This is a genomic window from Bradyrhizobium sp. USDA 336 (genome assembly GCF_044908355.1).
Lineage (GTDB): Bacteria > Pseudomonadota > Alphaproteobacteria > Rhizobiales > Xanthobacteraceae > Bradyrhizobium > Bradyrhizobium yuanmingense.
Map to the genome: position 1 here is coordinate 7,603,199 of NZ_JBIYDC010000002.1, position 21,476 is coordinate 7,624,674.

A 21,476-nucleotide genomic window follows, 5' to 3' on the forward strand; every position below is an offset into this window, starting at 1 on the left:
GCTTTACGTATGGGCTTGATTGCAATTCTCCGGATATCAGGGCCATCGCGCGAGTGTGTCACCACTTTGGTCTCAGGACTCCGGTCGCGCTGGCAGCATGCCGCACTGCTGTTGAGCGACGGGTGTTAGCTAATCTTCGTGCCTAGCGCGCGCAAAAAACTTCAGTACTCAGGGCAGTCGAGCATGGAAGGGCGCAGTTGTTCTTACCGGTGGGACAGTACGGCGCTAGGCGATACCAGCTCCGCATATCAGGTTCAAATCGAAATCATGCTCCTATTCGGAAAAGGCAGCTGCAAGGCAGCCCTCGGGGGGGCGGATCCGCCAGTGATCGCGGCTTCAGGGCGGAGCAGGATCCTCTGAGCCGCACAAACAAGAACGGGCAGCATGAATTCCACGGAGAACGCGGGCGAATCAAAGCTAGTGTCACTTCCGCGACAAGGCGATCTGCGACACGCGGCTGAGTATCGTTTCGCGGTCGAGCTCAGCAAAATTGCGAAACTTGCGTGGCCGATAGTTGTGACGCAGCTTGGGCAGGTCGCGATGACCACGACGGATCTTGCCTTGATCGGGCGCAATGGGCGCGAGGCAATCGCCGCCGCAGCGCTGGCCGGCAGGATCTATTTGGTCGGCGTCATCTTCGGCACGGGTCTGCTGGCGGCGAGTGCATCCTTTGCGGCGCAAGCTTTTGAGTCGGATAATCTAAGTGTGTTACGGCGCTCGCTGCGGATGGGGCTGTGGATAGCGCTGCTGCTATCGGTCCCGATAGTGGCCGTTCAACTGCGCGGGGAGCAAATGTTGCTGGTTCTCGGCCAGCCCCCCGACGTATCGGGTCTCGCGCAGCAATATTTGTCTGGAATGGCCTGGGGCGTGGCGCCGGCACTCTCATTTCTGGCGATCCGCACTTTCATGAGCGCGGTCAATCGGCCCGAGCCGGTCTTGTGGATCACGCTCACGGCCATTCCCTTGAACGCTCTATTGGTCTATTGGCTGATGTATGGGAAGCTGGGCTTGCCGAAACTTGAGCTGTTCGGGGCGGGCCTAGCTACGGCATTAGTGAACTGGGCGATGTTTTTGGCTGGGCTGTGGTTCGCCACATTGTGTCGACCATTCCGCGACTACCGTGTACTTGCGCAGCTCTGGCGCTTCGATGTGCGTTTGATGCGACAGTTGATTGTTATCGGGGCTCCGATCTCATTTACCCTTCTGTTGGAGTGCGGAAGTTGGTCTGCAGCGGCGCTCTTGATGGGCCTGATTAGCACCAAGGCACTTGCTGCCGCTCAGGTCGTATTTCAAATCTGGGCGATCCCGTTCATGATCTCCTCCGGCATCGGCATGGCGGCGACCGTGCGCGTTGCCTATGCCGTTGGCCGCAACGACCGGCCCGCCATTAAGCGGACAGGTCTGGCCGCGATTCTCCTCGGCACGCTAATCGTGGCGATGCTGATGGTTGCGATGATTTCCGCGCGCTTCGAGATCGCCGAGTTCTTTCTGGGTAAATCAGTCGACGATCTCGAGGCAACAATCGGTCTTGGTGCACATCTGATCGTTATCAGCGCAGGCGCGATTATGTCTATGACAGTGTACACCATCGCCTCGGGCAGCTTGCGTGGGCTTAAGGACACGCGAGTGCCGCTCTTATTTTCCGGTATCGGATATTGGCTGATCGGCTTTTCCCTCAGTTACCTGCTCGGGTTGAAGAGCGGGCTTGGAGCCGTTGGTGTCTGGACTGGGTTCTCAATTGGGGCGGCCGTCTATGCGGCGCTTCTCGTTTTGCGCTTCCGGGCGCTGGCGAGCAGGCTTGCTCGTGATGCCGACGTTTAGTCGAGTGGACCCATGAGTTCGCGTGAATATCGGTGCTTTTCGGAGGATGGATAAGCTCAGAACTTGCTGTTGGAGCCTCTATTCCCGAGACCACAGTTCATCATTCGGACGGACTCGCGGCCTCTTGGAAGAGAGCCTAAGGGGCCGTGCCGGTAGGCGCAGCCTGTATCGCGCCAAAGCACGCATGCGGGTACATGTGAAGCGCCTGCCGAGTAGTTGAGAACTGAAATGCAAGCGCGTTCTTACCAAGTTTATGAGCACGTCTAAGTAGCGGGTGCATCGACGGAGATGGAATCTGTAAGGCAACCGATGAAGATCACGGGCGTTCGCACTCACATCCTTCAAGCCTCGCTGTCGCAAGCTTTTGCTTCTTCACGAGCCTGGTATAACAGCCGCACAGCAATGCTGGTGGAGATCGAAACCGACCAGGGTATCGTTGGTTGGGGAGAATGCTACGGCCCGGCACGGATGACCGCAGCCGTGGTCGACAATGTCGCAGCATGGCTGATCGGCAAAAATCCCCTGTCTACCGAGCACCTGTGGCAGATGATCTATGCCGGCTTACGCGATCACGGCCAAAAAGGTGTTGTCATCCAGGGCTTGAGCGGCATCGACATCGCGCTTTGGGACATCAAGGGCAAGCATTTCGGGGTTCCTGTGCAGCAGCTAATGGGTGGCGCTCACCGTACGGAGCTTGTTGCTTACGCGACTGGCCTGCTCAGGCGAAAAGCAGAGGATCCGACCCGCTATCTCGCCGAGGAAGCAGCAGGTTATGTCGCTGAAGGATTCTCCGCGGTGAAACTCAAGGTTGGCTTCGGTGTGGAGGAGGATGCGCTCGCTACCGGCGTCGTGCGCGAAGCAATTGGCCCGTCTGTGAAGTTGATGGTAGACGCAAATCACGCCTATGATAGCGTCGCCGCGATCCGTCTGGGACGCCTCATCGAGAAGCATGACATCGCATGGTTCGAGGAGCCAGTGCCGCCAGAGGATATTGCGGGATATCGAGCGGTGAAGGCGGCACTCTCGATCCCAATCGCCGGTGGGGAATGCGAGTTCACCCGCTTTGGCTTTCGCGAGCTGTTCGTGTCGCGCGCCCTCGATATTGCGCAGCCGGATACTTGCGCCGCCGGCGGACTTTCCGAATGTAAGAAGATCGCCGACATGGCCGAAGCGTTCGGAGTTCGTTTTAACCCACATGTCTGGGGTACCGGCATTGCGATAGCTGCGGCGCTGCATCTGCTCGCCGTTTCGCCGTGCCATACAACGCCCTCCCTCAAAGCGATCGCGCCGCTCCTGGAATTCGACCGCACCGAGTACCCGATTCGACAGACGATTCTCACCGAGCCGATAGAGCACACCCGCGGCATTGTCCGCGTACCCCAAGGGGCAGGGCTTGGCGTCGAAATCGACCGCAACGCGCTGACGCGATACGCGGCGCATTGATTACCGGGCTTCGCGGCAGGTGCTGGTCAGCCGAGGCACGTCCGATTGCGCAAAAACCGGTACTGGCGTTGCAGAACTGTGCTCTGCCGCGTTCGGGCCAAAGGTGAGGCCTGCTGAAAAGCGGGACATCGCAAAACGCGCTATCCAGGCGTGGGCAACGGGAAAACTGTCAGAGCTTTAGCCCGCTTAAATCAATTGAGATCGCGCAAGGGTTTTGAAAGAGGCAAGGCGCGCACATCGCTGTCCGTCAGGGCGACAGGATGGGCCCCGCGCACTCTGTGAGTTGCAGAAGAGCGTGAAGCGGGGTCGGTGTTTCGATCTAAAAATGGACAGAGCGAGCTTTGCCACGAGCGAGGCTCATGTCTTCCGGGTGAGCGCATTGGGAAGCCCAGCCTGCGAACGATGTATAGTGTGCAGGTCACGAGAAGCGCAAGCAGCTACCGGTCATCCACCGATACGATGTCGCAAATCGAGCCCCTACTCCGTGAGTTTTTCGCGCCAGTTCACGACTACCGATGTTAGTAGTTCACCACAAGATACGTTGGAAGTATCGGTCCGCGGGAGTTTTACGTAGGTAACATGTCTCACGGCTTCATTGATCAACTGGACGCGGTGGCTGACGAGAGCTCGGTGCGGGCCGGCGCTGATATCGGCGAGTGCTATCGCCACAGTCTGGCCGGTAAATCGTTGGCCAAGCCGCGGGCGGTCGTCCGTGCTCGAACCACAGAGCAAGTTCGGACGTTCTTCGGCTCCGCCACCGCGAGAAAGTAGCGGTTACAAGGCAGGGCGGCATGACAGGGTTGGTACGTGGCGCAATGCCTAACGCGAATGTCGATGGAGCGCATGAGTGCGGTCGAGGCGGTAGACGCGTCGGCAAGCGTCGCTATCGCACAAGCCGGCGCGCCGCTCCGTGGTAAAGGGTAAGGAGCGATAATCCTGTCGTGGACTTTCAATCATCCTAGAGCTTCGTTCGAGCCGGAAGCCAGATATGAATGAGATCCGAGATAGTCACGCGTCATAAACCGGTTGGAAAGAGCAGGAAAATATCGGTCCTTCAATGTCAAAAAGTGAAATTGAGCTTCCTGCAATTTTCGACCTCGAACAGCTCGACCTGAATCTGTTTCGTAACAACGTTACAAACACCAGCTGGCAACGGGTGTTCGGTGGTCAGCTGATTGGCCAATCGATTGCCGCCGCATGCCGAACGGTGAAAGACCGGCTACCGCATTCACTACACGGTTATTTCCTTAGAGCCGGCGATCCGCGGGTGCCGATCATCTATCAAGTTGAAACCCTGCGAGACGGTAAGAGGTATTCGAGCCGGCGTGTCACCGCAATCCAGAGCTGCGACACGGTATTTTCCATTATGGCGTCGTTTCAAACCGAAGAACAGGGCGCGGTCGATCATCAGGGCACCATGCCAGACGTGGCATCACCGGATAAACTGACATTGGAAAAGCGAGCCATTCAGCCTGTGTTTGTTGAGGCGCCTGAGTTCATTCGCCGCCATTATGGAATTGAGCTACTCGCGGTTGAGACCGGGCGCTACTTCGGACACAAGTTTGAGGATGGCCGTATCCACGTCTGGATTAAGACGTCCGCGAAGCTGCCGGACGATCCGGTGTTGCATCTATGCGCGCTGGCCTATGCCTCCGATTACCCGTTACTTGACTCAGTAACCGCGCGCTATGGCCGCAAGCCGTTCGACAGGCGGATGATACCTGCTAGCCTCGATCACGCTATGTGGTTTCATCGGGGGTTCCGCGCGGACGACTGGCTGCTCTACGCGCATGATTCTCCGAGTGCGGAAGGGGGCCGCGGCATTACCAGAGGATTGATCTTCAAGCCAGATGGCACGCTGGTGGCATCCGTAGCCCAAGAAGGGTCAGTTCGCGAGCGACCTTGAGCCCCTGCTTTAGCAGACACGCAATCACTGTTCACCGAGCCCGTCGTCAAACGTTTGGGCCTGAGGGGCCGGTCTGGAGAGAACCGCGATGCTTGAGAGTGGTGCGCCCGCTCAAGTGTTGCCGCGCTCGCGGCGAGATATACGAAAGGCGATCCCCTCCCTCCTTAAGATTGGTGAGGATACCAGTCTGCCCGCCTAAGCTGATCCGAACAGTGAATGTTCACAAATTGCCTAGGCCATGCACAGTTTACGCGCACGGCGCTCGGAAAATCGCACGCTTCACAGCGCCCCCTGAGTAGAGAAATACGGTAAGCGGCAGGAACATGTATATTTGGCCGCGACTAAATGCGTGCGGCGAAGCGAAGCTTTCAAATCAATGTAGTCCGATCACCGATCGTTGCGTCCTGAACCCTATCTGATTTGGTAGCTGTCCGAGCACTGAAGCCGGTGGTTTAGTCGTTGCCGCCATCCATGGGTTGTAGCAAGAACATCGGGCCGGCATGCGGATTCTGCTCAGGGGGATTAACTGGGAGAAGGTAGGCGGAGATCTCTCCGCAAAAGACGCGGGTGATAGCTTAAGAGCGGGAACGTCATTGATCTCACATGTAGCGGTAGTCGTTCGTGTCCTCAGGACCGCAGTCCACCAGTGAACAACAGGCGAGGCCGCGATCTCGATGAGCTGCGACCTGCCGCGTCCACAGCATCAGCATGACCTGGAAGTAGAGTCCTCGATGGAAGTCTTATCACATCTGAGGGTCGTGGAGATCGGCAGCTCGGCTGGGACCAGCTATTGCGCGCGGTTGTTCGCCGATTTCGGGGCCGATGTTCTAAAGGTCGAACCGCCGGCAGGTGATCCACTTCGCCAAACCGCGCCTCTTACGCCCGGTGGGCAAAGCGCATGGTTTGCATTTCTGAATTTCAACAAGTCGAGCGTTGTCATTGATCCCGCGCACCCAGATGCGATCAAACGGCTCACGGCTCTGATTGAAGGTTGCGACATTTTGATCGACGGACGCGATGTTGATGCCGCTGACTGCCCAACCATTGATATTGATAACATTCGGCAACGTCGCCCCGGCTTGGTCTATCTCGAGGCCAGCTGGTTCGGCGGGCAAGGGCCATATGCGAGATTTGCCGCAACTGATTCTACGGTGCGCGCACTCGGTGGCCTGGTAAAGCTTGTCGGACCGACCGAAGGCCCGCCTTCGCATGCACCGGATTTTCAGACGGGTATCGTTGCCGGTCTATGGGGCTTCATCGCGGCGGCGTCTTCAGCGGTTGCGCGAATGGAGGGCGGGACGGGGAGGTCGTGGTCACTAAGTGTTTTCGAAGCGACGCTCACTCTGACCGAGTACCTGATGTTCGACGCGTTTGCGCGCGGCGACGTGATGCGTCGGATCGGCATTAATCGCTTTTGGCCAAACTTTCCGGTCGGCATCTATGAAACCAAGAAAGGGTGGCTCGGCGTGTCAGCGGTTACTCCAAAACAGTGGCGCGAGTTCTGCGGATTGCTTGGCCTCTCTGAGTTGCGCGACCATCCAGAGTTAGTGTCCAACGAAGGTCGTCTGCAAAACATGGATCATATCGACGGACACCTTATTCCGAGACTGAAAACGCGGACGGCCCAGGAATGGTTTGCGGAAGGACTCAAACGCAAGCTTCCACTGGTCCCGGTGCCCCAATTGTCAGATTTGCTCCAGGATACGGAAAAGATAGCGAGCAGTGCAATCGTGCGCGTTCGACTTGGCCAAGAGGAGGGGCGGACCGTCGGCTCAATGCAGCGGCTGACATTGACGTTGCCACGGCCGGGAGGGCAGGTTCCAGGCGTGGGGGAAATGCAGCGTCGCGGTGGTGTGCGAACAGCCGAGCGGACTATTCCGCGATCCTTGCCGGGCTGCATCGATGGCTACCGGTTGCCTCTGCAAGGGATCCGCGTGGTGGACTTCACGATGGGCTGGGCAGGGCCATTATGTACGCGCACACTGGGTGATCTTGGTGCGGATGTCATCAAGATCGAAGCGATCCAATATCCGGATTGGTGGCGCGGCGTTGACAGGCCCCCTGGCTACTTTGAAGATCGGATGTACGAAAAGGCGCCGTGCTTCTGCATTATGAACCGCAACAAGCGCGGCATGACGCTGGATCTGAAGCAGCCGGAAGGGCTTGCCCTTGCCAAGCGGTTAGTGGCACAAGCCGATATTGCCGTCGGCAATTATTCAGTCGACGTGCTGCCGAAGCTGGGGCTCGGCTACGACGTGCTCAGGGCCCTCAACCCTCGGCTCGTCATGATGTCGATGTCAGCCTTCGGGTCGTACAGCGTCCATCGCGATTGTCGGGCGTACGGCTCGACCCTTGAGCAGGGCTCGGGACTTCCGGGTGTGGTCGGAGACGCGGGTGGACTGCCGGTCATGAGCCACATCGCTTTCGGTGATCCCGTTGGCGGGTTGAATGGTTGCGCTGCAGTTCTGGTTGCGTTGATTCACGCGCGCAAGACCGGGAAAGGCCAATTCATTGATCTGGCGCAAGTCGAGTGCATGATGCCGTTCGTTGCGCCATGGATCACCGTGCACTCCATCGATGGCATGCCGCCGCGCAGATATGGAAATCGTCATCCACAGCACGTCCCACACGGCTGTTTCCGATGTGCGGGTGAGGACAACTGGATCATAGTAGCGGCTACCAACGCGGGCATGTGGCAGAGACTTGCTACTATTATTGGCAGGCCGGACTGGGCCATGGACCCGTCTCTGAACTCACCAGAGGCCCGCCGCGCCATCGAGGATGATATCGAGAGAGGCATCGAAACCTGGACGCTCGCCCGCGATGCGGATCAGGCCATGTCTGAGTTGCAAGCGGTAAGGGTTGCCGCCGGCGCCGCCCGACTTCCAATTGATATACTCAAGGACCCGCATCTCAGCTCGCGCGCATTTCTGCAGGAAGTGAATCGCGCCTTCGTCGGATTGCATCCGCAGCCGTCGATGCCAATTCGTGAGAACGCGACGCCCTATCCGATCCGTACAGCGGCGCCAACTCTCGGACAACATAACGCAGAAATCCTATCAGGGCTTCTCGGGCTCTCCGATACGGAGATCGGGCAATTGGCTACCGATCACATCATTGGCACGTCGATGCTTTCCGAGGCGGAACTCCCCCATCCTGAACACACCCCGAATTGAAAGACCTGGCGGTGTGCACAAGTGACAAGCACTGGTTGCTAGAAATACACGCATCGCGCAGAATCATTTCGTACGCTGCTCGTGCGCTGTCGCAATTGGAACGGGATCACCAGATAACGAACTTGATCGAACCGTCCATGCCGGGCAAAGATGGCCGGCCATGGCTAATATGACTCCATGTTGAAGAGGTCCGCAAGCAGCAAGTACTAGGGAGGGAGCATGGTCTGTCATCCCACCCTATCGACCTCCGCATTTGAACAATCTTCACGCAAGTGGACTTATGACCCGTAGGTTGCGGCCACTACAAGTCTTGGTAGCTTCGTCGTTGTCACGTCTCAGGTAAATGAGTTGAGAGAAAGCCGCGAGAAAGCGCAATCGCGCTGAGTTAAGCGTGCTGTTCTTCTAACCACTCGCTTGTCGGAGGAGCGACGCATGGCTGGAGCGATAAGCGAGTCACACAAGATGCAAGGGCTGGAAGCGCTTGAATCGGGCGTGCGCATGTATTCACGTTCCTTTCCTGCCGTTTTCTGCCGGGCGTGCGGCTCAATCATGCTGACGGAAGATGGCCGAAAGGTCGTCGACTTTCTCTGCGGTGCTGGAACTCTTAACTACGGTCATAACAATCGTCGGTTCAAAGCTGCCATTACCGACTATCTGGCATCGGATGCCGTCGTCCACGGCCTAGACATGGCCACGCCAGCAAAGCTCGAGTTCATGGAGACCTTCAACTCCGTCATACTTCAGAGGCGGAATCTGCAATACCGTTTTCAATTCACGGGGCCAACCGGTGCAAATGCTATCGAGGCAGCAATAAAGCTCTCGCGCAAAGTCACAGGACGCCAGAACATAATCTCTTTCACCAATGGCTATCATGGCATGAGCTTGGGAGCGATGGCCGCCAGCGGTAATCGCTATTATCGCAACGCCAGCGGCGTCTCCTTGTCAGACGTAACTTTCATGCCATACGATGGTTACCTTGGGCCTGACGCTGACGCGGCTGACTATTTGCAGAAGCTGCTAAGAGATGAGAGCAGTGGCCTTGATTGTCCGGCCGCCATTCTTCTTGAAACGGTTCAGGGCGACGGAGGCATAAACGTAGCTCGCAAAGAGTGGCTGCAGTCGATCCAAGCTATCGCAAAGAGCGCAGGTGCGCTGCTCATAGTTGACGACATCCAGATGGGCTGTGGCCGCACAGGCGAGTTTTTTAGCTTCGAATTCGCCGACTTGTCGCCCGATGTCGTTGTTTTGTCGAAATCACTGAGTGGGTTCGGTCTACCCTTATCCATGTTGTTGATCAAGGAGGAGTGTGACGCCTGGCGGCCGGGAGAGCACACCGGCACGTTTCGAGGAAACAATCTGGCGTTGGTATCCGCAACGGCAGCGCTAGACCTCTATTGGCGAGACGACATCTTCGCACAGGGTGTTCATCGAACGGGAGAAGTTATGCGCCATAGGCTTGAGTCTATAGCAGCCCAGTATGGAAACGGATTCTCCGTTCGTGGACGCGGAATGGCCTTTGGGTTTGATTGTGGAGCGCCCGAGCTTGCCGCAACTACGGCACGGACGGCATTTGAGAAAGGATTGATGGTCGAACGATGTGGGCCTGTCGATCAGGTTATCAAGTTCCTGCCCGCACTCACGATCGACTCTGAAACACTCAATGATGGTCTTGAGATATTCCAGCATTCTTTGGACGAAGCGTTAAAACAAACGAGGCCATCGTAAAACTGCGTGTTCAACAGGTGAAAGGATTGCTATGGCGTACGAGACGATCAAGTATGAGGTTTCCGAGCAAATCCTCACGATTACGTTGAACCGTCCCGAGAAGCTCAATGCGTGCAACTCCGTTATGGAGCGCGAAATTGTAGATGCCTTCAACCGCGCCGACGGAGACAATGATGTCCTTGCGATTATTGTGACCGGCGAAGGCCGGGGCTTCTGCGCTGGCGCTGACCTTTCGCTGGGAGCCGACACGTTCGATCGTGACGTACGGCGCGGGCCGGTGAAGCGGTTGCCCGATGGAAAGGTTGATTACAGCGACCCCTCGGTCAGTGACGGCGGCGGAAAAATTGCGATGCGGATCTTCAGGTGTTTGAAACCTGTAATCGCTGCTGTGAACGGGCCTGCCGTCGGCATGGGCCTCACCATGCAGCTTGCGATGGATATTCGAATCGCGTCCGACGCCGCACGCTTTGGCTTTGTGTTCTCCCAGCGTGGCTTGGTGTCAGAAGGTGCCTCTAGCTGGTTCCTGCCGCGCGTCGTCGGGATCGCGCAGGCACTCGAGTGGTCTTACACCGGGCGAATATTTACAGCGAAAGAGGCGCTCGCCGGCCGCCTGATCAGCAAGATCGTGCCTGCCGATCGGCTATTGCCGACCGCGCGTGCTCTCGCCCACGAGATCGTGGATAAGACCTCGCCAGTGTCGATCACGATGATCCGGCAGCTGATGTGGCGCATGTTGGGCGCAGATGATCCTATGGAAGCCCATAAGATCGAAAGCCGCAGCATGTACGCGCGAGGTCGCTCCGCCGACGCCAAGGAAGGCGTTGTGGCGTTCCTGGAGAAGCGGCCGGCGGTGTTTAAAGATCGAGTACCGGCCGATCTGCCGGACTTCTTTCCCTGGTGGAAGGAGCGGGAATACGAATAAGTGATTGTCTTTCGGCGTTCGGCCGGCGCGCTCGCCGATTGAACAGTTAGTCCAACAAGAAGAGCAGGACAGCGGTGCCCTTCCATTGGCTGGCAGCTGAAAGCGCGCTATTGATCGACTTTTAGTTCAGCTGGCTCTCACGGCGCATCAACGGGAAAGCCGTTTTAGAGAAGGAAGCCTTTTAGCAGCTGCGCTTCTAGCTTCCGACTGGAGTGTTCTCAAATAGCAGGATTGATGCAATTGAGACACCCGCAAGTCATGTCCCTAGCCGCCTGATCTTGGTTGTACCGGGTCAATTCCCGTTCTCCCTTGTCCTCACCGGAGTTGGTAGTCGCCCGCTCCGCGACCGACCTGTACCCTGTACATGCGTTCCGACTGCGAGGCGACTGATTAGGAAGGATAAGTTGCAGATGAAACGAGTGGTTAACCCTTTGAACGTTTCGCGCTTCCTTCGAAGATATGACGAGGCCGCCGCTCAGAAAGGCATTAAGCTTTCAATAGGATTTGATTTTCACAAGTACGTATCAATTACAAAGGGTCTTCCGACCAAAGTGCCGACATATCCGACGTTCCGCCCGGATCGCTCGCCCATTGAAAAAGGGGAGGGATATTGGATGGTCGGCCTCGATAAAAACAATGAAGTGGTGCTTGTGCAGGCGGCACGGCTATATGATCTTTCTAATAGCAATTTTGCAGAGCATCTCGAATCCTTGAGGGTGTTCTATGGCGATCCTGCGACCCAGGCACACCCTCAAGATCGTTGTAGTTGCACGGCGCCAAGTGCGAAGAAGATCAATGGGAAAGTCGCGTACCACGGAGATTTCTGGTTGCGCAAAGAGTTTCGAGGACAGGGCATGCCAGAGATCATGGCTGCAGTGCTGCGTGGCGTGTCGTTCTCGATGTGGGCTCCTGATTTCGTCGTTGGGCTTCCAGAGCGCTGGTTACTTTCTAAGGGCGTTCTTGCGCAATACGGACAGTTACATTGGGAGGCGGGCGGATCGGTGCTGCATCTGGTAGAAGAGAATATCGTGGCCGACGATCTCATTGCCTGGCTAACTGGTGACGAGTTGGAAGATCTTGTAACTCGCTATGAGGGAAGCGAGGTGGCGATGTGCGCGTGAGTATCGGCAGCAAATCGTAACGGGGGGAATAAGTCGAGCTAGAACTTACCCACGTTCCGGTATATTCCTGGCAGGCGATATGGAAATGTCAGTGACTCGACACTCTATGGAGAAATGTCGGCGTCGGGCAGGACGGCGGACTTGAAGCATATCTGAGGTAGGGGAAAGAGCGGCTAGGCTTGCGAAAGAATGCCAGTGCTCTGAGGCACTCGCAATTGGGGAGGTGAGGGGCTGCGAAAGTGAGCACTCGGTCTTAGTCAATTGATAGCGGGAAATGGCGTATCGGTGAGGTTCGATATGGTGGGGTCCCAAGTTGGGCAAAGATCCAAAGATATCTTCACTCGCGCGCGGCGGGTATTCCCTGACGGTACGTCGCGGGTGACGGTGGAGCGGAATCCGGAGCCGCTCTACATTGAACGCGGCATAGGTAGTTATCTGTTCGATGTGGACGATAACCGCTTTCTCGATCTCAATGGCAACTTTACAGCGCTAATCCACGGTCACGCGTTCGTGCCCGTGGTGGAAGCGCTGACGCGCCAAGTTCAGCGCGGTACTTGTTTCGCAAATCCGACCGAGAGCGAGATTGAGCTAGCCGAATTACTTTGTCACCGCATTCCGCACGTCGAGCGGGTACGCTTTGTCAACACCGGAACCGAGGCCGTGCTGTTTGCGATCAAGGCTGCGCGTGCCTTCACCGGTCGCTCTAAGGTTGCCAAGCTCGAGGGTGCCTACCATGGCGCTTACGATTGGGCTGAGGTGAGCGTCGCGGCAACTCCAGACAATTGGGGTGATGCGGCGGCGCCTAGTTCGACCGCGTTCTATCGCGGTATGCCCGCGAGCGTGCTGGATGAGGTTGTTGTGCTCCGGTTTAATGACACGGAGAACGCACGCCAATTGCTGTCGTTTCATGGGCACAGCCTTGCTGCGGTTATTTTAGATCCGATGCCAAGCCGCGGCGGTCTTACTGCGCCCAAGCCTGAATTCATTGCCGCGGTACAAGATACGGCCCGCAAGAACGGTGTTCTGGTGATCGCTGATGAGGTTTTAAATCTCCGGCAGAGTTTCCGAGGTGCTTCCGCCTTGTACGGCCTTGTTCCGGACCTCATCACCATGGGCAAAATCATCGGTGGTGGTTTGCCAATTGGAGCAATAGGAGGGCGCGAAGAGGTAATGCGAGTATTCGACGCCTCAGCGGGCCGGCCTCTACTTCCGCAAGGCGGGACATTTTCCGCCAATCCACTGTCCATAACAGCCGGTCTTGCCGCAATGAAGCATCTGGATCATGCGGCCTTCGCAAAGCTTGACGAGCTCGGGCATGTTGTTCGGGACGGGGTTGGCCGAGCCATCTCAAAGCGGAGGGCGTCTCTCTGCATCACTGGAGCCGCCTCACTCTTTCGCATTCATCCGATGGCGGTTGCTCCGAAGGACAATCGCGAGGCCTATCTCTCGTCCGGCCCATCTAAACTCATGAAGCAGCTTGGCGACTTCTTTGTCGAAAACGGCGTTATGTTCCCGCATGCCGCCGCGGCTTCACTGTCAACAGCCATGACGCGCGCCGACGCTGAGCTCGTGGTCGATGTATTTGGAGGCTTTCTCGACAGCCATCGAGAGTGCTGGAAAGCATAGGCGAATACTCGTGGCGCCAGCGAAGGCAAGCGCTTTTCTGGCTGCCTCGATTCGCGTGCTCGCGATACGACAGTCTGTTCTCTAGTAGACTCTGCGACCGGTCGGCCACCGCAAAGCGTCATCTCACAAGACGTCCTCAGCCACTAGAGGAGCTAACTTGCAGGTGAGACCCATTCGCCTCCAAAAGGAGAGGCCAATGGCTTGCTAGTGTCCCGAGTCACAAGTTCGCAATCGTAGATTCGCAGTAGATTCGCGTCGCTTGCCAGAGTTGGCGGCTGTAACAGCGACGGAGGATCTGATGTCGGCCCAGCGACTTGCGCCCTTGATACTGAGCGATGGTGAGCTTGCCGAACTTCAGTCGCTGACGATGCGGCGGAAGACGGCGCAGGCGCTGGCTCTGAGAGCCCGGATCGTGCTGGCCTGCGCAGAAGGCGGTCAGAACAAGGAAGTGGCGGCCAAGCTGGGCCTGGAGCGGGGGACGGTAGGCAAGTGGCGCCGCCGTTTTGTAGAGCAGCGCGTGGCCGGGCTGCACGATGAGCCGCGCTCGGGGGCGCCGCGCACCATTGACCATGGTCGCATCGAAGCCGTGATCGTGAGGACGCTTGAAAGCTGCCCCGAGAACGCCACTCATTGGAGTTCCCGAGGCATGGCAAAGGCCAGCGGTCTCTCGGTGTCGACGGTGCAACGTATCTGGCGGGCCTTCGGGCTCCAGCCGCACCGGCTGGAGACATTCAAGCTCTCGACCGATCCGAACTTCGTGGCCAAGGTGCGCGACGTCGTCGGCCTTAACGTCTCGCCGCCGGCACACGCCATCGTTCCGTGTGTAGACGAAAAGTCTCAAATCCAGGCTCTGGACCGCAGCCAACCGATGTTGCCGATGCGTCCCGGCCAGCCGGCCCGAAGGAGCCATGACTATAAGAGGCATGGCAGCACGTCGCTGTTCGCCGCCCTCGATATTGCGACCGGACGGGTCATCGGCAAGTGCTATGCATGCCACCGTGCTGCCGAATTCCGCAAGCTCCTCGACGAGATCGAGGCCGCCGTGCCGCGCGAACTCGACGTCCATCTCGTCATGGACAACTACGCCACGCACAAGACCCCGCTGATCCGGCGATGGCTGGCTAAAAGGCCCCGCTGGCATGTGCACCTAACCCCGACAAGCTCCTCATGGCTTAATCAGTCGAGCGCTTATTCGCGCTCCTTACCGACAAGAAGATCAGGCGCGGCATCTATCGCAGCGTCGCTGCCCTCCGGGCCGACATCACCTCGTTCATCGAACCGCACAACGCCGATCCAAAACCATTCCGATGGACCAAGTCCGCCGATGACATTCTCGCATCCATCGACGCTTCTGCCGATACAATGCCCCGGCAGCACACGAAACAAGGTTGCGAACTTCTGGTTCAGGACACTAGCTCATCCTCAACGCAGCTGCTTATTCGCATTCGTGAGCAGCAAGTCCCCTTTGTTCTAGTAGCTGCCAGCCCGACTTGCCATCTGTAAGTTCGCTCCAACTTATAAGGTCCGACAAGGCCTTTCTCCATTGCTTAGAAAGGTCCGTCGGGACGTCGCCACGCCGCGCACTGCATTATGTTGGCAGCCTGGAGCGCACGCCTGCAGAATGATTGGAGAACGACATGAGACAGCAGATCGAGCCTTCCGAGGGTGCTCGTCCGAAACGACATTTTCGGAACACTGCGTATGTCATCAACAAGAGCAGGCCCTTTTTTGATGCAGCTCATACCGCCGGTCTAATGGCTGTTCACGGACGTTCTACGGCTGGACGCAGATTTGCTCTAGGCACCGGTCCACTTGATGATCGACGGGAGATCATTGATTTTGTGCGGTGTTCCTACCTTGGGCTGGACAATCATCCCGTGATTGTATCTGGAGCGATCGAGGCAATAGAGGCGCACCGATCGCTACACTGGTCTTGCGCGCGAACCCGACTCAATTTCGATGTTTTGGCGAAGCTCGAGGTCAATCTGTCGGACATGTTCGGCGCGCGTGTGATCGCCTTTTCGACCGTCATGCTCGCCAACTTGGGCGCCATGCCAATTCTCGCTTCTGGCGTTTTGACAGGAGGCGCGAAGCCGGTTGTCGCGTTTGATCGTCACGCGCATCTCTCGCTTGCCTATCACAAGCCCGTGGTTGCGGATGAAACGCGAGTGGAAACCATCGCGCACAATGATATTGAGGCTCTCGAATCGTTGTGCCGCAAGCATCCGGTAGTCGCCTATGTCTGCGATGGTGTTTATTCGATGGGTGGAAACGCGCCCATCAAGGAGCTGCGCGAGCTCCAGGAGCGTTATAACCTCTTTCTATATATCGACGATGCACACGGCATATCGCTGTTCGGAAGCCAAGGCGAAGGATTTGCGCGCACTCAGTTTCCGGAAGTTTTGGGTGATCGCACAATCATAGCGGCCTCGCTTGCCAAGGGATTTGGAGCATCCGGCGGCATGTTGATGTTGGGAACAGCCGAGCAAGAAGCTCTGTTTCGACGTTACTCTATTCCTTACGCATTCTCCGTGGCGCCAAATTTGGCAGCAGTTGGTGCGGCGCTAGGCTCGTGTAAGATCCATCGCTCAGCAGAACTTGGCGAACGGCAGAGGCAGCTGGGGCAACGAATCAAGGTGTTTGATGGTCGGATCGCTACGATCGAGCAAGGCAGTTCACTTCCAATTCGAATGGTTTCTATAGGATCGGAAGCTAAGGCGGTTGCGGTGGCACGAGAGCTGCTCGACGCTGGCTTTTACACCTCGGTGATATTCTTTCCAACCGTCGCCCAAGGAAGTGCAGGCGTTCGAGTGTGCGTTACGGCAGATCACGATGTTGGCGACATAGAGCGGCTGTGTGACTGCATTTTGGACAGGGTCCCGGCGGTCGCGTCGTAATGACTACCCCTTGCCTAAAGGCTACAAAGGCGGACAGCGGCAACAAGGTACATCTGGTGGGGCGCGGCGGACATGAGAGTCGTTCTGTTAGTGGACACTACACGTCTTGCGGGCGCCATCTCTCGCTAACGAGCGCAAAACAAAGACGCTCCTTCGGAGTGCCATGAAGCATGGCGACAATTAAGCTGAAAGAGGGTGATCCGGGCGTTGTACTCGTAACCGGGGGAGCGCGCGGGATCGGACTTGGCATTGTACGACGGTTCTTGGCGGATGGCTATCGAGTAGCTTTCGTGGCGACACAAGCGAAGCACGTGCAGCATGCGCTAGACGGTTTTGGCTGTTCGGAAGATCGTATTTGTGCAGGGGTGGTCGACGTCACTCAGGGACCTGAAGTAACCAGGTTTGTTGACCAGGTCCGCAAAAGCTGGGGCAAGATCACCGTTCTAGTTAACAATGCCGGCATCTCTCCGAAACGCGTGGACCAGAATGCTCCCTGGCTCTCGCAGATGTCATCTCAGGAATGGGCAAGGGTCATGGATGTCAATCTAAGCGGCCCGTTCTTTCTCATACGACTTTTAGCGCCATCAATGATTTCAAGCGGGTTTGGGCGCATCATCAACATTGGATCTCTGGCAGGCCGCGCCGTGCCGTTGATCGCGGGTCCGCATTATGCTGCATCGAAGGCGGGTCTGGTCGGCTTAACCCGCGCTGCCGCACGTGATCTCGCCCCATACGGTGTCACGGTCAATTGTATCGCCCCGGGTCGGGTTCTCAGTGATCTAACCGGGCCAGCGGAAGCGGCGGTAAACCGTTCAGCCCTCGCCCGCATTCCTGTCGGTCGTTTCGGAACGGCCGAGGAAGTTGCGTGCCTCGCTGCGTTTCTGGCCTCACCGGAAGCAAGCTTTATTACGGGTGCGACGATCGATATCACAGGTGGCGAGTTCGCCGCTTAGCCGATGGGCGTCTTTGTGACGTGATAGCGGACTTATGCTCCGAGTTGAGAGCGGATGGATCGCCTCGTCTAAGGTGAACGACTACAGTATTTCCCCTGCGCTGATGTGGTCAAATGGATGGCGCTCTGCTGTATCACATCGGGCCAAGACAAAACTTGGAAGAAGATCGGCATGGAACGCTCTGGGCGAAGGCCGCGAGGCGGGTGTCGTAAGTCCAGCGGTTTGCAATGTAGCGGACAGGAATGTTCGGGTGAAGAGGGGTACTATGTTATCAATCCGCGCAAGGGCGTCTCCTGCGCGTGTGGCCAAGCCGGCCGTGGATGAAACTCATCGAGACGTCTACGACGGGTGTCATCGCAATGTCTGATAAAGACGGGTGGTCCGATCAATATGCGGCGCCTGTCGGGGAGGCTCGTCTCTGTGGGACGGTGTCCCAGTCGTAAGGACGCTCCAATGACGCGGTAGGATCTCAAAGTGCATTCCGTAGCTCAGGATTAGCTCGCATATCCATCAGCTGTGAGTTGTCAGAAGTTCGAGATGGCGAACCGTTGGGAGCGATGCGCGGTGTTGTGTCGAAAGGATTGTGTTTTAGCAGTGCGAGCCGGCATGGTCCTTGCTGGGAGGCTGAGCATCAGCGGAAAGGCGAGCAGGTGGATCCGAATATATCCATGGTGACGTCGTGTCCCAGCGGTCCTAGCTTGAAAGCTTGGGGCTGTCGCGCTCTCGTGGGCGGCTTGGGGTTGACGCGCACCTAGTCATCAGGCTGACTCCGAAAGCATAATCATGGCCTAGAAAATGAAGCGATCCAGAGAGGTGTTGTCGCAGGTGCGAGTGGTCGAAATTGGTAGCTCAGCTGCGACGAGCTATTGTGCGCGGCTGTTTGCCGACTTCGGCGCTGAGGTATGGAAGGTCGAGCCATCGTCTGGCGATCCACTTCGCTCCAGCGCTCCGCTCACCCCGGGCGGCCATAGTGCGTGGTTCGCATTCCTGAACTTCAACAAATCAAGTATTGTCATCGATCCTGTGGACCCAGAGGCGGTCAAGCGGCTCACACTCTTGATTGAGGATTGCGACATTCTAATCGATGGCCGCAATATCGATGCTGCGAACTGCCCGCCCATTGATGTCGCCGCAATCCGACAGCGGCAGCCAAGGCTAATCTATCTCGAGGCGAGCTGGTTCGGCCGCGAGGGGCCTTATGCTGAATTCATCGCGAGTGACACGATCATTCGCGCCCTTGCCGGGCTCATTAAGCTGGTTGGGCCGGTCAAAGGCCCACCTTTGCACTCGCCGGATTTCCAGACTGGCGTCCTAGCGGGTCTATGGGGTTTTATCGCGGCTGCCTCGTCAGTGCTTGCGCGAATGCACAGTAGAGCAGGTCGGTCGTACTCGCTCAGCATTTTCGAAGCCTGTATCTCGCTCAGCGAGTATCAGTTATTCGAGGCATACCAGCGGGGCGAGGTGATGCATCGGATCGGCGTCAATCGCTTCTGGCCAAACTTTCCAGCCGGCATCTATGAAACAAAAATGGGATGGCTCGGCGTCACGACAATAACCCCGGCACAATGGCGTGCGTTCTGCGACATGCTCGGCCTTCCTCAATTGCGAGACGATCCAGCCCTGGTGCTGGGTGCCGACCGTCTGAACTACGTGGAAGAGATCGAACGATTGGTCATCCCAAGGCTGAGGAGGCGGACCGCGCAGCAGTGGTTTGCCGAAGGTCTAAAGCGCAAGATCCCGATTGTACCGGTGCCAGACATAAGCGCTCTTCTCCAGGATCAAGAGAAGATTGAGCGTGGCGCAATCGTACCCATTCTGCTCGGCCCGGAAAGAGCGCTGACCGCTGGCTCGATGCAGCGGCTGACCTTGACACCACCTCGCCGCGGCGGAAGGGTTCCGTCCCCCGGCGAACGGCAATCTTCATCTTCCACGAATACCAGACGGAAGCCCACCGACGGAGCGTCGATATTCCGCGGCTCCGGCAGCCCGGCCGAACAGCCTTTGTTCGGAACTCGCGTCATCGACTTTTCGATGGGCTGGGCTGGCCCATTGTGTACGCGAACCCTTGCCGACCTTGGTGCGGACGTGATCAAGATCGAGGCGATCCAGTACCCGGACTGGTGGCGCGGTGTTGATCGCCGACCGGATTACGTAAATCGTCAGATGCACGAGAAGACGCTACGTTATTGCATGATGAATCGAAATAAGCGCGGCATCACCCTCGATCTGACCAGAGCCGACGGCCTTGCGCTTGCTAAGCGGCTGATAGAGAGCGCCGACATTGTTGTCGACAACTTTTCGGTTGATGTGCTGCCAAGGCTTGGGCTTGGCTACGAAGTGTTGAGAAGGCTCAACCCGCGCCTGGTGGTGATGTCAATGTCAGCCTTCGGAAAGAACAGCGTCTTTCGCGATTGCCGAGCATATGGCTCGACGCTGGAGCAGGCTTCCGGGTTGCCGAGTGTGGTAGGAACGGTCAACGGGCCGCCGGTGATGAGCCATGTTGCGTTCGGGGATGCGATAGGCGGTTTGAACGGTTGCGCTGCACTTCTTGTTGCACTGATCCACGCCCGCGAGACTGGGGAGGGGCAGTTTGTTGATCTCGCGCAGGTCGAATGCATGATGCCGCTTGCTGCTCCATGGATCATTATGCAATCACTTTGTGGTACGTCCAGAAGGTACGGCAACCGGCACCCTCAGTTTGTGCCGCACGGCTGCTTCCGCTGCGCCGGGGATGACAGCTGGATCGCGATAGCTGCCACGGATGTCGGTATGTGGCAGAGACTTGCGAGCGTGATCGGGCGACCAGACTGGGCTGCTGACCCCTCACTCAAGCTTGCGGACCGCCGCCGTGCGATGGAGGAGACAATCGAGAGCGCCATCGAAGCCTGGACATGCACGCTTGATGCAGATCATGCGATGTTCTTGCTGCAGGCAGCACGCATCGCAGCCGGCGTGGTCCGCCTGCCCGTCGACTTATTGAAAGATCCGCAACTAAGATCTCGTTCATTCTTTCAGCACGTTGAACGCGCTTTCATTGGTGGGCACCCGCAGTCGTCGATCCCGATTCGTGAAGGCGCACGGCCTTGTTCGATCCGCCGAGCAGCCCCGACGCTGGGAGAGCATAACAGGGAAATTGTGGCCGGGCTTTTGGGGCTCTGCGACGCCGAAATTTCGAAGCTCGAAGGGAAGGGCATCATCGGAACACAAATGCTCTCGGATGTGGAGCTGAGACAAAGACGGCGCTCTGAAGAAGCTCCAACGAGATAGCGTTGCGTTTACATGCGGCCTGTTTAAGGACTACATAGACCCATGCGCACGCGGGGGATTTGCCAGCTAAATGTGAGGCCGGAGCGTGCGATAACTGCGCAGTTGCGCTTGCGTTTGATCTGTTCGCAAGTTGGTGCGCCAAGCACTTAACTAGGGCGAAGCGCTGCCCGCTCGTTAGAGGAGTCTCACGTTACTTGAGGAGCCGCCTCAGTTCGGCGGCAGGTCTCCTGACCGGATCATAAGGTAGCCTGCAAAGACGATAGGCCGCTATGCATCAGCTACTGCGTCGATCAGGCGCTCTTCGTAAGGGGCCGAGACAAATGAGGTCGAGCGGTGGAAGTCGGCCGCAATTTGCGAAAACTCCACAGACCGAATGAAGAGCGGCGCTCAAGTCAACTACTAGTGCTCACTGTTGATGCGAATGTGCAGTCGTGGCACCTATACTGTCGACATCAGCAGCAACAGAGCGAACTGCCGGAGACAGACTTTGTTCGCGAAGTCCTAGGGTGGAAGACGAGCGCTTGTACAGCAGCAATGCTGAATCTGAACCGCCGCCGGCTTCCTTCCGCTGCTTTGTTCGCTCCTGCGGTTCGGCTCGGGGCGTAGACCTTCGAATGTG

At 57.3% G+C, this 21,476-nt stretch carries 11 protein-coding genes and 1 pseudogene; all 12 read left to right on the forward strand.

What is annotated here, in order from left to right:
* The first annotated feature begins 384 nt into the window (after window positions 1–384).
* A complete protein-coding gene (locus ABIA45_RS36480; RefSeq protein WP_404655262.1) occupies window positions 385–1,821 on the forward strand; it encodes an MATE family efflux transporter in 1,437 nt (478 codons plus the stop codon).
* Window positions 1,822–2,130: 309 nt separating this feature from the next.
* Window positions 2,131–3,264: a mandelate racemase/muconate lactonizing enzyme family protein gene (locus tag ABIA45_RS36485; protein ID WP_404655263.1), complete on the forward strand. Its 1,134-nt coding sequence runs from the start codon at window positions 2,131–2,133 to the stop codon at window positions 3,262–3,264.
* Window positions 3,265–4,321: 1,057 nt separating this feature from the next.
* On the forward strand, window positions 4,322–5,170 hold the full coding sequence (locus tag ABIA45_RS36490) for an acyl-CoA thioesterase (RefSeq protein WP_404655265.1): 849 nt from the start codon (window positions 4,322–4,324) through the stop codon (window positions 5,168–5,170).
* 674 nt (window positions 5,171–5,844) lie between these two features.
* Window positions 5,845–8,346: a CaiB/BaiF CoA transferase family protein gene (locus tag ABIA45_RS36495; protein ID WP_404655266.1), complete on the forward strand. Its 2,502-nt coding sequence runs from the start codon at window positions 5,845–5,847 to the stop codon at window positions 8,344–8,346.
* 462 nt (window positions 8,347–8,808) lie between these two features.
* A complete protein-coding gene (ectB, locus tag ABIA45_RS36500; protein ID WP_404655843.1) occupies window positions 8,809–10,071 on the forward strand; it encodes a diaminobutyrate--2-oxoglutarate transaminase in 1,263 nt (420 codons plus the stop codon).
* A gap of 31 nt (window positions 10,072–10,102) precedes the next feature.
* Window positions 10,103–10,993, forward strand: coding sequence for a crotonase/enoyl-CoA hydratase family protein (locus tag ABIA45_RS36505; RefSeq protein ID WP_404655268.1), 891 nt, complete (start codon window positions 10,103–10,105; stop codon window positions 10,991–10,993).
* A 410-nt stretch (window positions 10,994–11,403) separates the two neighbouring features.
* Window positions 11,404–12,114, forward strand: a complete 711-nt coding sequence (locus tag ABIA45_RS36510; protein ID WP_404655270.1) for a hypothetical protein — start codon at window positions 11,404–11,406, stop codon at window positions 12,112–12,114.
* A 297-nt stretch (window positions 12,115–12,411) separates the two neighbouring features.
* On the forward strand, window positions 12,412–13,740 hold the full coding sequence (locus ABIA45_RS36515) for an aspartate aminotransferase family protein (RefSeq protein ID WP_404655271.1): 1,329 nt from the start codon (window positions 12,412–12,414) through the stop codon (window positions 13,738–13,740).
* Between the two features lie 298 nt (window positions 13,741–14,038).
* Window positions 14,039–15,155: pseudogene (locus tag ABIA45_RS36520) on the forward strand (IS630 family transposase).
* A gap of 222 nt (window positions 15,156–15,377) precedes the next feature.
* Window positions 15,378–16,637, forward strand: a complete 1,260-nt coding sequence (locus tag ABIA45_RS36525) for an aminotransferase class I/II-fold pyridoxal phosphate-dependent enzyme (protein ID WP_404655273.1) — start codon at window positions 15,378–15,380, stop codon at window positions 16,635–16,637.
* Between the two features lie 170 nt (window positions 16,638–16,807).
* A complete protein-coding gene (locus ABIA45_RS36530; protein ID WP_404655274.1) occupies window positions 16,808–17,590 on the forward strand; it encodes an SDR family NAD(P)-dependent oxidoreductase in 783 nt (260 codons plus the stop codon).
* A 795-nt stretch (window positions 17,591–18,385) separates the two neighbouring features.
* Window positions 18,386–20,857: a CaiB/BaiF CoA transferase family protein gene (locus ABIA45_RS36535; protein ID WP_404655275.1), complete on the forward strand. Its 2,472-nt coding sequence runs from the start codon at window positions 18,386–18,388 to the stop codon at window positions 20,855–20,857.
* Window positions 20,858–21,476: the final 619 nt, after the last annotated feature.